This window comes from Mucilaginibacter sp. OK268, assembly GCF_900103125.1.
In the GTDB taxonomy this organism is placed as follows: Bacteria; Bacteroidota; Bacteroidia; order Sphingobacteriales; family Sphingobacteriaceae; genus Mucilaginibacter.
Genome location: NZ_FNJV01000006.1, coordinates 186,209 through 200,425 on the forward strand (window position 1 = coordinate 186,209; position 14,217 = coordinate 200,425).

The 14,217-nt window shown below is 43.1% G+C and carries 13 protein-coding genes; 7 read left to right on the plus strand and 6 right to left on the minus strand.

Annotated features, from left to right (window positions below; translation table 11 throughout):
* Positions 1-13: 13 nt before the first annotated feature.
* Positions 14-898, plus strand: coding sequence for a DUF3078 domain-containing protein (locus BLR84_RS19230; protein ID WP_090471359.1), 885 nt, complete (start codon positions 14-16; stop codon positions 896-898).
* Positions 899-970: 72 nt separating this feature from the next.
* Here the strand turns inward: BLR84_RS19230 and BLR84_RS19235 are convergent, their stop codons facing one another.
* Entirely contained in the window at positions 971-1,609 is a 639-nt protein-coding gene (locus tag BLR84_RS19235) for a DUF1349 domain-containing protein (RefSeq protein ID WP_218128392.1), read from the minus strand.
* A 184-nt stretch (positions 1,610-1,793) separates the two neighbouring features.
* On the opposite strand from BLR84_RS19235, the gene BLR84_RS19240 reads away from it, so the two are divergent.
* A complete protein-coding gene (locus tag BLR84_RS19240) occupies positions 1,794-2,669 on the plus strand; it encodes an OmpA/MotB family protein (protein ID WP_090471362.1) in 876 nt (291 codons plus the stop codon).
* Positions 2,670-2,772: 103 nt separating this feature from the next.
* Here BLR84_RS19240 and BLR84_RS19245 read toward each other — a convergent pair whose 3' ends face one another.
* Complete coding sequence (locus BLR84_RS19245; RefSeq protein WP_090471364.1) at positions 2,773-3,414, minus strand: FISUMP domain-containing protein; 642 nt, start codon at positions 3,412-3,414, stop codon at positions 2,773-2,775.
* Between the two features lie 55 nt (positions 3,415-3,469).
* Here BLR84_RS19245 and BLR84_RS29755 point away from each other — a divergent pair, with 55 nt between their 5' ends.
* From BLR84_RS29755 to BLR84_RS19265, 5 genes are all read left to right on the plus strand, one after another.
* Complete coding sequence (locus tag BLR84_RS29755; RefSeq protein WP_143013951.1) at positions 3,470-3,727, plus strand: hypothetical protein; 258 nt, start codon at positions 3,470-3,472, stop codon at positions 3,725-3,727.
* A complete protein-coding gene (locus BLR84_RS19250) occupies positions 3,670-5,025 on the plus strand; it encodes a Gfo/Idh/MocA family protein (protein ID WP_090471367.1) in 1,356 nt (451 codons plus the stop codon). Before BLR84_RS29755 ends, BLR84_RS19250 begins: the two co-directional genes overlap by 58 nt.
* Positions 5,026-5,144: 119 nt before the next feature.
* On the plus strand, positions 5,145-6,182 hold the full coding sequence (locus BLR84_RS19255) for a DUF6807 domain-containing protein (protein WP_090471736.1): 1,038 nt from the start codon (positions 5,145-5,147) through the stop codon (positions 6,180-6,182).
* 295 nt (positions 6,183-6,477) lie between these two features.
* Positions 6,478-7,932: a serine hydrolase gene (locus BLR84_RS19260; protein WP_090471369.1), complete on the plus strand. Its 1,455-nt coding sequence runs from the start codon at positions 6,478-6,480 to the stop codon at positions 7,930-7,932.
* A gap of 134 nt (positions 7,933-8,066) precedes the next feature.
* A complete protein-coding gene (locus tag BLR84_RS19265; protein WP_090471370.1) occupies positions 8,067-9,590 on the plus strand; it encodes a M20/M25/M40 family metallo-hydrolase in 1,524 nt (507 codons plus the stop codon).
* Between the two features lie 242 nt (positions 9,591-9,832).
* Here the strand turns inward: BLR84_RS19265 and BLR84_RS19270 are convergent, their stop codons facing one another.
* From BLR84_RS19270 to BLR84_RS19285, 4 genes are all read right to left on the minus strand, one after another.
* Positions 9,833-10,270: a hypothetical protein gene (locus BLR84_RS19270; RefSeq protein ID WP_090471372.1), complete on the minus strand. Its 438-nt coding sequence runs from the start codon at positions 10,268-10,270 to the stop codon at positions 9,833-9,835.
* Positions 10,271-10,326: 56 nt separating this feature from the next.
* Positions 10,327-10,812: a hypothetical protein gene (locus BLR84_RS19275; protein ID WP_090471374.1), complete on the minus strand. Its 486-nt coding sequence runs from the start codon at positions 10,810-10,812 to the stop codon at positions 10,327-10,329.
* A 622-nt stretch (positions 10,813-11,434) separates the two neighbouring features.
* A complete protein-coding gene (locus BLR84_RS19280) occupies positions 11,435-12,991 on the minus strand; it encodes an alginate lyase family protein (RefSeq protein WP_218128393.1) in 1,557 nt (518 codons plus the stop codon).
* Positions 12,992-13,533: 542 nt separating this feature from the next.
* Positions 13,534-14,160: a LysE family translocator gene (locus BLR84_RS19285; RefSeq protein ID WP_090471375.1), complete on the minus strand. Its 627-nt coding sequence runs from the start codon at positions 14,158-14,160 to the stop codon at positions 13,534-13,536.
* Positions 14,161-14,217: the final 57 nt, after the last annotated feature.

Sequence of the window (14,217 nt, forward strand, 5' to 3'; positions counted from 1 at the left end):
CATTTTACCTTCTATGAAAAAGCTTTCCCTATTATTAGCCGCACTATGCATGGCTGCTATCAGTTATGCTCAAACCCCTGCAACAACTCCCGACACCGCCAAAAGATGGAAGATACACGGTGAAAACACTTTTTTGATCAGCCAAAGCTCGTACAAAAACTGGTCGGCAGGTGGTGTAAATGCCTTTGCCGGTAACCTGATCTTTAATTATGATTTTAACTACAAAAAAGACGTATGGAGCTGGGACAATAAAGTGATCCTGGGGTATGGATTAAGTAAACAACAGGATGCAGGCTGGCGCAAAAACGACGATCGTATAATCCTGAACAGTTTATTGGGTCGCCAGGCATCAAAATACTGGCTATATACATTTTATATGAACTTCCAGAGCCAGTTTACCAAAGGCTATGATTATAATACCACGCCAAAAACATTGATATCAAATTTCCTGGCACCGGCTTATTTGACCTTCGGTCCGGGTTTTGCCTACAAACGTTCTGATAATTTCAGGATCAATATTTCGCCAGCCGCGGCACGTATCATTATCGTTCAGAATGATTCATTGTCGCATGTAGGTGCATTTGGCGTTACACCTGATCATAAAAGTCTGTTCCAGTTTGGAGCCTCGTTGGATGCCTATTACAAGGTTAACCTGGTACAGAATATCAGCCTGGAAAATATCCTGAAACTATACTCAGATTACCTGCACAAACCAGGCGATATCTATACTGACTATACCGCTAACCTGTTTATGAAAGTAAATAAGTTTGTAACGGTTAATGCCGGCGCGCAATTGATTTATGACGGTAAAACCCGGATACCTAATGGAGATGGGACTTCCAAGATAGCCCTACAGGTTAAACAGATCTTCGGAGCTGGGTTAACATATAAGTTTTAATTACTCCAACAATACTTTACAAAAGCCCCTTAACTTTATGGTTAAGGGGCTTTTCCTTATAAAAAGGAAGCTTTATTTTACAGCTTCAACCTTAAAATTCTCAAAAGTTACCGGGAAGCTCAGTTTACCCGGAGCTGCGGCTACCATACCAATTTTTACCTTTTTATCGGGCGGGAAATAAGCCAGGCGAAGCATATCATATTTCTGCCCGTCAAAAGAGTATTTGATCTCTACATAATCGCCCTTGCGCAATAGTTTTAACCATACCGATTTAGGACTGTCATGACGCGGTACTACCGACCAGTCAGACACTTCACGGGTAACTACAGCGCTCACGTTTTGTACACCCTCCACATATTCAATACCGGTTTTAATCCAGTTTTTTTCGTCGATACGCACCATTAGACCCGCCTGGTGAAACAGTTCATGATAGCTGCCGGTAATTTTTACGCTGGCCTCAAAGTTACCGGCCATTTCCTGGTAGTAAAACGGACCGTTATCGCGCTTAAACCCATAATGCGTAACCTGCCAGTAATCGGTGCTTGGATCAACAGTAAAGGTTAAGCTGGCAGCATCACCCGCCCATTTGGAGGGTTGGTTAAACCATTTCATGGCAGGATTGCTTTGAGCAAAAACGCCGGTTACAGCAAGCAGGCAGATCATAGCGGTTAATTTGATTTTTTTGTTCAGGATGTAGCAGAATGTTCTCATTTTTTAGATGGATAAGTGTGCTGCCAAGATAGGAAATAAGTTTGGGGGCGTATATCAGGGCATGTACTTTCCAACATAAATCAGCGTTAAGAAGCTGTCGTCATTTATGTGTAAACAAAACTTTATGGCGACTGAGTAGTTGTTCTTTATTGTACTATATTTAAGCATAAAAAAAATCAAAAACATGAGATATCGAATATCCATTTTAGCCCTGCTTGCAGTAGCAGTGCTAAGTCAAAGTTGCGTAAGCACAAAGAAATATAAAGAGCTGGATGCCAACTATACCCAGCTCCAGAACAGTACCCGCGATCTGAGCGTTAAGTACCAAACCAGCGAGCAGGCACTGGCAGTAGCCAATGGCCGGGTAAGCAGCCTGGAGGATCAGTTAAAGTCTGAACGGTCAAACGTAAAAGCATTACAGGACGCGTTGGATAAATGTTTAAATTCCAGCAACCAGGGCAGCGTAAATATTTCTAAACTGGTTGATGAGATCAACAGCTCAAACCGTTATATCCAGCAACTGATAAATGCCAAAAGCAAAAGCGATTCGCTTAATATGGTGTTAACCAACAACCTTACCCGTTCATTAAGTCCTCAGGAAACACAGGATGTTGATGTGAAGGTATTGAAAGGCGTGGTTTACATTTCGCTTTCTGATAACATGCTGTACAAATCTGGCAGCTATGAAATCTCTGATAAAGCAGGTGCAACCCTGAGCAAAATTGCCAAGATCATTACCGATTACAGCAATTATGATGTGCTGATAGAAGGTAACACCGATAACGTGCCTATCTCACAGAAAAACATCCGTAACAACTGGGACCTGAGCGCATTGCGTGCATCGTCAGTAGTGCAGGCCCTGCAAAACAATTACCAGGTTGATCCTAAACGCCTAACAGCTGGCGGTCGTGGTGAATACAACCCGATTGCTGATAACAGCTCTCCAACCGGGAAAGCGCAAAACAGGCGTACACAAATTATCATTACACCAAAACTCGATCAGTTTATGGACCTGATAGGCAAAGCGCCAGCGCCACAGCCATTAGCACCACAGAAATAAGAAGAATAAGTAATTATTTAAAAAGCGGCGGTCATGAAAATGACAGCCGCTTTTTTGTTTTGAGATCGATGAAGAGTTTCGTTGCTATGTTATTACAATCTGATTAATTGTCTTTAACAAAACGTACAGAAAATCTGCATGAATTAATATAGTTCCTATACTCTACAGTTACAAAGTTTAATGAAGCGCCTCTGTCATTCGTTATCCGCAAAGTATACTGAACAAAGGAAAACGGTCCTACCGAAGCTGTCCAAAAAGTGGTATCCGTTCCCGTTCCCTCATAAGCATTATAGGCCAGACCCACAGGGTAAGCATTAAAGCCGCTATCATTTGTACCTTGTGTTAAACTCCAGCCAGATTTTGATCTAAGTTTTGTTGAAACAGCGGCGTCGCCTTGCACATTATTATTGATGTCTTTAGTAGCTCCTAAAAACAGCAGTAATTTATCGGCGTCTTCCCGGGTTGGTAAGCGCCACCCCGCCGGTAAAGTGATGGCCATAGCTTGAGTCAAGCTATAAAACTTTCCGGTAACAGGATCGTTATCAAGGCTCCTATTATAATTTTCACCTCCGGGGCCATTATAATTGACAGCGGTCCAGGTTTGGGTGCCAATTTTTACAGTAGCATAGTTGGTGCCGTTAATGTTTACGACGTTAGTGTCCCCGGGTTTTGTGTCGTTTTTTTTGCTACAGGAAATGGTTGAAAAAATTGAGAAGAGCAGAATCAGCAGGTGTCCTTTTTTCATGATGGTTTTGTGATCGGTCTGGATTTTAATTTATGCTTCCAAAAATACCAGATCTATGTTAACTTATTGTGATGAAAAAGAGGGCCTCTTGAAGTTTCTCCTTATGCTGGCAAATGTAATTCCTGTCGCTTTTTGTAACAACCCGTTTACGCAATCGTTTCCGTATATTATTGTTGGCTTTTCAGGCTATTTCTTCGATATTTGGTTGGGCCGGTTAAACGGACCTGCTATATTTAACCAATTTACCTATTCTTCATGGAAAAATCACGCCGTACTTTTATCAGGCAGGCTGCGCTGGCGGGTGCCGGTGTAATGCTTGCTCAGAAAAGCTGGAGCGCCCAAAGTTATAAACGCATCATCGGTGCTAACGACCGCGTGCGGGTTGGTGTAGTAGGCTTTTCAGACAGGCACCGCAGCTCACATATCCCCAGCTTTATGAACCACTACAAGGAACTCAATTTTGAAGTGGTTGGCGTATCTGATATCTGGAAACGGCGTCGTGAGGAAGGGGCGGCCATCTGGAAAGAGAAGATGCAGCATGATGTAAAGGCGTATCGCAATAACGAAGAAATGTATGATAGTAAAGCGGTCGACGCGGTATTTATCAGTACGGCCGATTTTCAGCACGCGCGCCACACCATTGAGGCGGTAAAAGCAGGCTGCGATGCTTATGTAGAAAAACCTTTCGCCGAAACCATGGAAGATAACCGCGCCGCACTCAAAGCGGTAAAGGAATCGGGCAAGATTGTACAGATAGGCTCACAACGCCGCAGCGGTGCCAATTACCATGCGGCTAATGATTTTATACGCTCGGGCAAGTTTGGCCCTATCACCATGGTGGAACTTACCTGGAACGTGAACCAGCCGGGCCGCTGGCGTCGGCCAGAGTTGCTGGGTTTGCTCAAAGAAGAAGATACCGATTGGAAACGATTTATCATGAACCGCCCATATGAGGCTTTTGATCCCCGTAAATATTTGGAGTACCGCCTATTTTGGCCATATTCATCTGGTTTGGCCGGTCAGTGGATGAGCCACCAGATCGACACGGTACACTGGTTCAGTGGATTGAAACATCCGCGCAGTGTGGTAGCTAACGGTGGTATATACGTATGGAAAGATGGCCGTCGAAACTGGGATACCATTTTGGCCGCCTTTGATTACGGTCCGCTGGATGACCCGTCAACAGGCTTCCAGGTAACTTTTGGCTCGCGCATGCACAATGGCGATGAGCACCCGGCCGAGATCTACTACTCCAACGGCGGCGAACTGAATCTGAACACGAATAAGGTTTCACCAGAAGGTGGCCTGACCCAAAAGATGGCTGATGCCATGCACATGCAGGCCAATCTATTGCCCGAGATCAACCTGGCTAATACCGAAAAAGTGGTAGTATCTGCCAATACCGGCGGCGATGTGCTTACCTCAAACCATGTGCGTAACTGGATGGAATGTGTACGCAGCCGTAAAGAACCGCATGCCCCGGTTGACGCCGGTTACAGTCATTCCATAGCCAATATCATGACTAATGCAGCCGTACATACCGGCTATAAAGCCACTTTTGATGAGGCTACGCAGGAAGTAATGGCTAATGGTAAGGTGTTTAAATATTAAAACCTCACCCAACCCTCTCCAAAGGAGAGGGCTTTAAAACTTTTGGGAAAGAAATTTATCTCCGATACGTCATTGCTTCGTACCTCGCAATGACGCGTTTATTTAACCTTATAAATACTATGAGAACCATAAAAACTTTAAGCATCATTCTGCTTGCAGCAGTATCTTCATTAGCACAGGCTCAAAAAGCAGAGCCAGTAAAGATCGTTAAAACGTCAAAGGATAAAATAGATATTTCAATCGGCGGTAAGCCTTTCACCAGTTTTCTTTTTCCGGATACGCTGGAAAAGCCCGTGTTGTATCCTTTGTACACCGCCGGTGGTACGGTGGTAACCCGTGGTTTTCCGCTGGCACCACGTGCAGGTGACCCGGTTGATCATCCGCACCACATCGGTATCTGGTTTAATTTTGAAAACCTCAATGGGCTCGATTTCTGGAACAATTCGTACGCTATCCCCCAAAGTAAAAAGCACGCTTACGGTTGGATCCGTACCGATAAGATATTGGAAACCAAAAGCGGCAGTACAGGGATACTTTCTTATCATGCCAACTGGACCAATCAGCAAAAGGAGGTGATCCTGGAAGAAACAACCCGCTTTGAATTTAGTGGGGATGCCAGCCAGCGCATTATCGACAGGTACACAACCCTGAAAGCCGATATGGATGCTGTTTTTAAAGATGCCAAGGATGGCCTGCTGGGCCTGCGTTTTGCGCATGAATTGCAAATTCCCGATACGGCAGATCAGAAATATACCGACGACAAAGGCAATGTAACCGTTGTAAAAGGCGGGAAGGATAATATCGCCAACGGAACCTACCTCACGAGTGCAGGCAAAACCGGTAACGACGCCTGGAGCACGCGGGGCGTATGGTGTAAAGTTTACGGTAAAATGGGTGCTGACTCGGTAAGCATAGCCATTATCGATCATCCGCAGAATCCTAACTATCCAACCTTCTGGCATGCCCGTGGTTACGGACTGTTCGCGGCCAACCCGCTTGGTGAAAAGATATTTACCAACGGCAAATCAGAAAAGAACCTGACATTGAAAAAAGGGGAATCGGTAACCTTCCGTTATCGCATCGTGATCAGCAACGGTACGCAAACCACTAGTGTGGCAAAGCTTAATGAATTGGCTGGTAGCTTTAGTAAAAAATAGAGTAATATAGCCCATGGTTAGACATTAAAAAAAAGGGCTGTCATGCTGAGCGCCGTCGAAGCATAGTGGGCGGGTCTCTACGCTCGACCCTTCGACGTAGCTCAGGGTGACAGCCCTTTTTTTGAACAGTATTTGTTCATTATGTCTAACCATGGGCTATTACTTAGAAATAGGGTATAAGAAAGTTTATATCATTTAGGCTGCTTTTGCTTTTTATTTAATATTATATTCTGTTTTATTTTTTATTTCAAAATTATATTTTGTATAATTGTTTAATTCGAAATATAAATCTAATATGAAGACGTTACGTCAACTACTCATTCTGCCTTTGCTGCTCTTGGTGCAGCTATCGGCTTTTGCGCAAAGCGATACAGAAGACAAAATACAGCAGGTAGAAACCAACCTGGTGGGTTCCCTACAAATAGCAGGTGAAAAACCGGGCACCTTGCAGGAGCGCATGACTTTTTATAAAGTGAACGGCCTGAGCATAGCGGTGATCCAGAATTACCATATTGCCTGGGCCAAAGGTTATGGCCTGGCCGATGACAGTTTAAAAATTCCGGTAACACCGCAAACACTTTTCCAGGCAGCATCTATCAGCAAATCATTAAATGGGGTTGGGGTACTTAAGCTGATGCAGACGAAAAAGCTTGACCTGTATACCGATATCAACACCTACTTAACCAGCTGGAAATTTCCTTATGATAGTTTGAGCAAAGGTAAAAAGATTACTGTGGCTAACTTACTGAGCCATACAGGGGGCTTAGGCATACATGGCTTTCCGGGCTATCGGCAAGGCAAGCCCTTGCCAACCATTGTACAAATACTTGATGGACAAAAGCCGGCAAATACGTCTGCCGTCCGCTCTATGTATGAGCCGGGGTTAAAGTCGGAATACTCGGGTGGTGGCATCACCATTTCGCAAATGATCGTGATGGATATTACCCACGAACCTTATGCTGACTATATGAAAAAAGAAGTACTGCAACCTTTGGGTATGACCAGCAGTACTTACAGCCAACCTCTTATAGGTATTAAACCAGCCTTGCTGGCCACAGCGTACTACGCCAACGGTAAACAAATACCCGGTAAATATCATATTTACCCGGAACAGGGAGCCGCTGGTTTATGGACAACACCTACCGATTTGGCCAAATACATTATTGAAACACAACTGGCTTACGAAGGAAAGTCGGCAAAGGTGCTCAACCAGGCCACAACTCAGCTCCGTCTTACACCCTACCTGGATAAAACAGCCGCTTTAGGTGTATTTACCGAGGATATGGACGGGACTAAGTATTTTGGACATGGGGGCTCTAATGCCGGTTTCCGCAGCCAGTATTATGGTAGTTTGGAGGGTGGCAACGGTGTAGTGGTAATGGTTAATTCGGACCGGGGCGATATTATACCGGAGCTGGTTAACGGCGTAGCCAAAGTTTACGGTTTTAAAGGCTTATACCGTTCGGTAGTTAAAACCATCGTTAGCGTACCGGATGCTGTGATGCAAATCTATGTTGGTAAATATGCCATAACACCTACTGTTACATTAACCATTACGTACGAAGAGGGCAAGTTGAAAGGCCAGCCGACTGGTCAATCAAAATTGATCCTTTATCCTGAAAGCCAAACTAAATTTTTCCCCAGGGAAGCCCCCGTAAATGTAGAATTTGTAAAAGACGCCGCCGGAAAGGTTAACGAAGTGGTGGTATTAGAGAATGGTCACCGGACCGAAGCCAAAAGGATCCAATAATATAGGTAGGGTTCGAGTCTCGCCTGCTACACACAAAGGTTGGGATGCATTTACAATTTTAATGAGGTTTGTAGTTACTGTGCAAATAAAAAGCATTTAAGTATATTGTACACATTAACCATATCTGGCTATCTATGAAACTGACCTCGTGCTTACTCACTTCCGTTTTATTGCTTGGCGCCTATTCGCTATCGGCACAAAACAACCTTCAAAAAATAACCGATTTCCGTAAAGCCAATGAACAGGAGATCATCGGCGAATACCTTAAACTGGTTGCCATACCCGATGAAACTAATGATTCTGTAAACATTCGCCTAAACGCATCGTACATCAAAGATATGCTGATTAAGCGAGGTGTTAAAGCCGAGCTATGGAGCACTGCCGAAAGCAATCCGGTTGTTTTTGGTGAGGTTAATGTTCCGGGAGCCACCAAAACAATTATTTTTTATGCTCATTATGATGGGCAACCTGTAAATCCAAAGCAATGGGCACCGGGTTTAAAGCCTTTTGAGCCGGTTTTTATTACGGCTCCTGTTGAACAGGGCGGGCATATTGTTAATTATAAACAGGGTGATAGTATAGACCCAACCTGGCGGTTAAGCGGGCGTGCCAGTGCAGACGATAAAGCGGGTGTAATGTGCATCATTAATGCTTATGACGCGCTTATAAAAAGCAAAATAAAGCCGGGCTGCAACATCAAGTTCTTTTTTGAGGGAGAGGAAGAAAAGGGATCGCCCCGGCTGGCCGAAATATTCAGAAAGTATAAAAGCAGACTAAATTCTGATCTATGGGTGATATGTGATGGGCCACGGCATGCATCCGGTAAAAAATCAATCATGTTTGGTGTAAGGGGTGATGTGAATTTATGGCTTACCGTTTATGGCCCTAAACGCCCTTTGCATAGCGGCAACTATGGTAACTGGGCTCCTAATCCCGGTTTGATGCTGGCACAACTGCTTGCCGGTATGAAAGATGATAAAGGCCATGTAAATGTTAAAGGTTTTTATGACGATGTATTGCCCCTCAGCAAAAGCGAAAAAGAAGCCCTTAGTAAAGTGCCGCCCATTGAGCCCGGACTAAAAAAAGAATTAGGTATAGCCGAACCCGAAGGCGGATCGCGCCCATTGGTTGAAGCTTTTATGTTGCCAACCCTCAATATAAACGGTATGGCCAGCGGTAACGTTGGTGCCCAGGCCGCTAATGTGATACCCACCAAAGCCGAAGCCGTACTTGATCTGCGCCTGGTGCTGGGTAATGATATGGACCGCCAGATTGCTAAAGTAACAGAACATATTAAAGCACAGGGCTATTTTATTACCGATAAGGAACCTACCGACGAAGAAAGGGCCAAATATGATAAGATCATAAAAATTACGCATGATGCCGGTTATAATGCGCAGCGTACACCAATGGATCTGCCCATAGCTCAATCAGTAGTTAAAGCCATACAATCAACCGTTAATTATCCCGTAGTACTTGTACCCAGTGGTGGCGGCAGCCTGCCCTTATTTATTTTTGAGAAAGAACTGGGCGCTAAAGTAATTACTGTGCCATTGGTGAACTACGATAATAACCAACATGCCGAAAATGAAAATGTTAAGATCAGTTTTTTGTGGGAAGGGATTGAAACAATAGCTGCCGTAATGCAAATGAAGTAAAGGGTTAGCTTGGATTAAGAATAGCTGCTGTCTTGCACTCGTTACAGCCCAGAGATATTGGAAAGAGCAAAAAAGCGGGAGGCTGTGTGATTCCCCTCTTGAGAGGGGTGGAGGGGTGTGTTCTTTCGCTTCATTAACACCCCCCTGCTACTACCAATCCCATGCGCCCTTCTCAAGGGCAACTATATCCAAGGTGGAACAATATGAAAAAATCAATTAAACTTTACTTTTGAAATCTATTTTCAGCAAAAGCAATCAGTCGGATGAGGACAAAGCCATACAAAAATATACCATAGCAGAATTAAAAGCCCTACAAAGGCCGCCAAGCGAGTTGCAAAAAGAATTTGATTTGCGTAAGTACTTGCTTGAGAAGCGCTGGTTTGTGAAGTTTTGAAATTAAGTTCATCAATTTCCATTTGTTTTTTATAGCCACCATTGTTATAAAACAATCTTCCCTCAAATGTTGAATATACACAGTCAACTGGTTGTGTATTATATGTTGTTTCTTTTACTAATACAAATCCATCTTTTTCAAGTTTAAGAATAACTTCGGTTAATTCTTTTTTAGGAAATTGTTTAAATTCGGACAATACATCTGAATAAAATATCTTATTATCATTTTTATTGATGATATATGCCAATACAATGTCTAATTTATTTAAAGGAGATAGTTCAAGCATAAAAAAAGAGGCTATTGGTTTAGCTCCTTAAATTATAGAAAATGAATTATTAATTTTTATTTATTTTCATCACTAAAAACACATGGCAAGTAAGTTTGAAGTTTAATCGCTGACTTTTCATTTATGTCTCTTTCTTCTATTCCAATTCTTACTTTTACTACTTTATGGCTTTTAAGTTTATCAATGTCTGATTCTGATAAATCCATAATGCCTATATAAAAAAATGTATGAGCGTCTAACATATGGCAATCGGTTGTGGCTTCATCTGATTTTATTACCTCTCCGTCATCTAATAATATGAACAAATCTTTATTACGATAATTACTATATCCAGCGTTAAAACTAACCATGATTTTATTCAATGTAAATCCATCTACTAAGGTTTTGGTTAAAACCATATCTATTTTGCCTAAGGATGGACTTTTGTATTCCGTTGATTTTTTAAATGGATCAACTTTCTTTTTGATGTCTTTGCAATAGTCTTTTTGAGCAAAGCAATTGAATGATGCTAATAAGCATCCGATAAGGATCAGGTGTTTCACTTTTATGGTGTTTTTGAGTGGCTTAATAATTTCACAGGAGCGTTGAGCATTGACAATTAAACGTACAATATTGTCGATGCCCCCCTTATTGCTCTGTGCATTACAAAGATAAGATTATTGTCCCAACTACTACATAGTTGCCCTCTCAAGAGTAATAGCCATGGTTAGACATAATGAACAAATACTGATCAAAAGAGGGCTGTCACACTGAGCTCCGTCGAAGGGTCGAGCGTAGAGGCCCGCCCACTATGCTTCGACGGCGCTCAGCATGACACCCTTTTTTTAAAAATGTCTAACCATGGGCTATTACTCTCTCAAGAAGGGATTTTAATCAGCAACATACGCTCTTACAAACACTCGTAGTCACAGACGAATGCCTAATAGGAGTAGCATCTAAGCGAAGCGAAAAATATTCTGCATTAAAACACGTCAGGAATTTGTTAAAATAGATGTTTTGAATAAGTTTTCGATGATTTTCGACCCATTTTCATTCATTTTTTGGGCAGAAAAGTGTTAAAATAAGGCTTTAAAAAGTTTTGCAGGTCGCAGTCAGAACATCAATCTTAAAAATATCACCCCCGATTTATTAACCAGGGGTGATACTATTCGGTAATAAAATTTATTAATTCCCTACTGTAAATGATTCCCAGCCAGAAGCTGTAGCCCGGGTGCAGGTCATGGCCTGGGTGCCGTTCTCGCTGCTGATAAATAAACCATTATTACCCCGCAGGGTTACTTTACCATCGGGTGTGGTTATCCAGTCGAACTTTTCCCAGTCGCCCGCGGTTGCGCGGTTACAGGTAATGGCCATAGTACCATTTTCTGAGGATACAAATTTGGCTTTGCTGCGTAAGGAAATTTTACCGCCACCCGCATCAATTACGGTAAAATGCTCGGTATCGCCGGCTGTGGTGCGGGTACAGGTCATGGCTGTAGTACCGTTCTCGCCGCTTACATAGGCATTGTTAAACCCCTTGAGGGATATCACTGAACCAATAGGCGGGTTTGAACCTGTTGGAGGAGTAGTGGTACCGCCACCCACATTAAAGTGGGTATAAGAGGTAAAGCCTAAAAAAGTATTGTCGTTTGGCACACCCAGCGGGTCCTGCTGGTTACGTAACGACAACATGTTAGCCGTACCATAATGATGATAAGCCACCTCAACACCCGGGAAAATAGGGCTCGAAGTTGAACAATAGTTACAACCGGTGCTTTGGTTATAAGCGCTGCGCTCAAAATCATAACCGGAGCTGATGCGGCTGGAAAGCGCGGTGTAAAGTGAGCCATCACCTTGCATGTTTGCGATTTCGGCAGCATAGGTTAGGCCGGTTAGGGAATACTGGTAGTGCACACAGTCTTGGCGGTCGCAAAGCTCAGGCATAGTACCGTTGCTCTGTATCACTTGAGGCATTGCCGCGTTGACCGCGTCTTCGCCTGCCTGGAAAACGCTGGCGCTGTTCAGGAAAACCCCGATAGCCATTTTGGCGTAACCGGCAGATACGTTCCAGTTGTTGTTATAGGCAGGTACGTTGTTGATGTAGTTGTTTTTTACATTGTTCAGGTAGTCGTTAAACTTATTGATATCTGTGGTCGACCAGTTGGCCGATACGCCATTGGGCTTGTAATACCTGATAATTTCGGCGGCTGCTACAAAGCTGGGTGTAGTCCAGGAGGCTTCTAACGCGGGTTGGTTAGGGTTGTCAGTGGCATCAATAGGGGCGTAGTTCTGGAAGGTGTATGACCAGCCGTTCAGTATCGCGATACATTGGTTTGCATAGGTAACATCGGCTGTTTTGGCAAAACGGAGGGCCAGCGCGTAAGCCAGCTCGGCATCCTTCCTGATCTGGCTTTTTGACGGACTGGTATGCCCGTTTGATCCAACATAAACCGTGGTATAAAATTGGGTTGGTAAGGCGTTGTTGCTGATAAAATCAAGCACTTTTTGGTAAGCGGCTGTGCGGGTGGCGTCACCACTGTTCACCTGTGAGGCGATCAGATCGAGATTAGCCTGTGTGTTGATTACGCCGGGATGGATAAAAGTGGTTACCGCACGCGGGCTGGTTTGTGGTGTGGCATCTGGTGTGCCGCTTTTAACAGTTGATTTTTTACACTGGCACAAAAAAGCGCACAGGGTAAACAGGCAGGCAAAAGCCAGCCAATAGGAGATTTTCTTTCTCATAGCTTAAGAAATTTGGTTTATTGGTTTTGGTTAGTTAATTCTCTGATCTGTACATCGATCATAAACACCTTGGTAAAAGTGTAGCTTCAGCACTCCGAAGTGCGTGGCTTTTTGTGTCGATGTAAATAGCTGTATGATCAGCCGGATGTTAATGCAGGGTTTCTCATCATTTTAAATTGGTTTATGTTATAAAATTGGTTTATAGGATGTGCAGCAATAACAACAACAAACTGCCCTGAGCTTGTCGCTAAAAGAATTGGGTTTATAAAGTATAGGTTAATTAGTGGTTAACTCAAATTTATTTATTAGCTTTTATAAAAAGCTTATTTCCAGGTATTTATTTACGATAACGTTTTCGTTACGGCATATTATTGAGTATATAAACGCGATGCTGTATGATGAAAATTGGGTTTACACTTTTTTCATTAAAATAAATTTAACTAATTGATTAATAGCTATTTAAGTGTGTATTTGCATTAAAAAGTGTAAACTATGATTTTGCTTTGTTTATGAGGGGGCCACCCAAGCTAATAGTGATGTAATTATCTTTTGGTAAAAGCTATTTTAATACCCACCAGCACAAAAGCTATAGCCGAAAATTTATTGAGCCAGGCGCCTATAAACGGGCTGTTTTTGAGTTTGACTGAAAATGAACCCGCGAAAAAAGTTAGTACCAAAAGCCACAGCAAACCCATAACCGCGTAGGTTATCCCCAGGAAAATAAACGGCCGGGCATTATGGATATATGCCGGTTGTATGAATTGCGGGAAAAAAGCCAGGAAGAAAATAGCCACCTTAGGGTTAAGCACATTGGTGAAAACCGCGGACACATAAGTTTTATGAATGGAAACCAATGGTGTTTGCCCATCCTGCTTGATCATGTTTCCACTTGAGAATAATTTGGTGATGCCCATGCCGATCAGATAGGCCGCCCCTGCATATTTGATAATGCTGAAAGCCATAGCCGATTGCGCCAGGATCAGCGAAAGGCCAAACGCTGCCAATGTAGTATGTACTAATACACCGGTGGTGATACCCAGCGTAGCATATATGCCTGATTTTCGCCCCTGTGCAATGGATTTGTTCAGAATAAATACCGTGTCTATCCCCGGCGAAATAATAAACAGAAAGGAGGCGACAATAAAAGTAGCGTAGTTAATGATACCCATATTTCAAAGATAATGATTCGGGGAGAGTTAAGTTGGACGATAAGTATTTTATGAATG

Bases quoted from the DNA above. Each gene is read 5' to 3' on its own strand.
- BLR84_RS19230 (WP_090471359.1), top strand. From the start codon at position 14: ATGAAAAAGCTTTCCCTATTATTAGCCGCACTATGCATGGCTGCTATC.
- BLR84_RS19235 (WP_218128392.1), bottom strand. From the start codon at position 1,609: ATGAGAACATTCTGCTACATCCTGAACAAAAAAATCAAATTAACCGCT.
- BLR84_RS19240 (WP_090471362.1), top strand. From the start codon at position 1,794: ATGAGATATCGAATATCCATTTTAGCCCTGCTTGCAGTAGCAGTGCTA.
- BLR84_RS19245 (WP_090471364.1), bottom strand. From the start codon at position 3,414: ATGAAAAAAGGACACCTGCTGATTCTGCTCTTCTCAATTTTTTCAACC.
- BLR84_RS29755 (WP_143013951.1), top strand. From the start codon at position 3,470: ATGTTAACTTATTGTGATGAAAAAGAGGGCCTCTTGAAGTTTCTCCTT.
- BLR84_RS19250 (WP_090471367.1), top strand. From the start codon at position 3,670: ATGGAAAAATCACGCCGTACTTTTATCAGGCAGGCTGCGCTGGCGGGT.
- BLR84_RS19255 (WP_090471736.1), top strand. From the start codon at position 5,145: ATGAGAACCATAAAAACTTTAAGCATCATTCTGCTTGCAGCAGTATCT.
- BLR84_RS19260 (WP_090471369.1), top strand. From the start codon at position 6,478: ATGAAGACGTTACGTCAACTACTCATTCTGCCTTTGCTGCTCTTGGTG.
- BLR84_RS19265 (WP_090471370.1), top strand. From the start codon at position 8,067: ATGAAACTGACCTCGTGCTTACTCACTTCCGTTTTATTGCTTGGCGCC.
- BLR84_RS19270 (WP_090471372.1), bottom strand. From the start codon at position 10,270: ATGCTTGAACTATCTCCTTTAAATAAATTAGACATTGTATTGGCATAT.
- BLR84_RS19280 (WP_218128393.1), bottom strand. From the start codon at position 12,991: ATGAGAAAGAAAATCTCCTATTGGCTGGCTTTTGCCTGCCTGTTTACC.
- BLR84_RS19285 (WP_090471375.1), bottom strand. From the start codon at position 14,160: ATGGGTATCATTAACTACGCTACTTTTATTGTCGCCTCCTTTCTGTTT.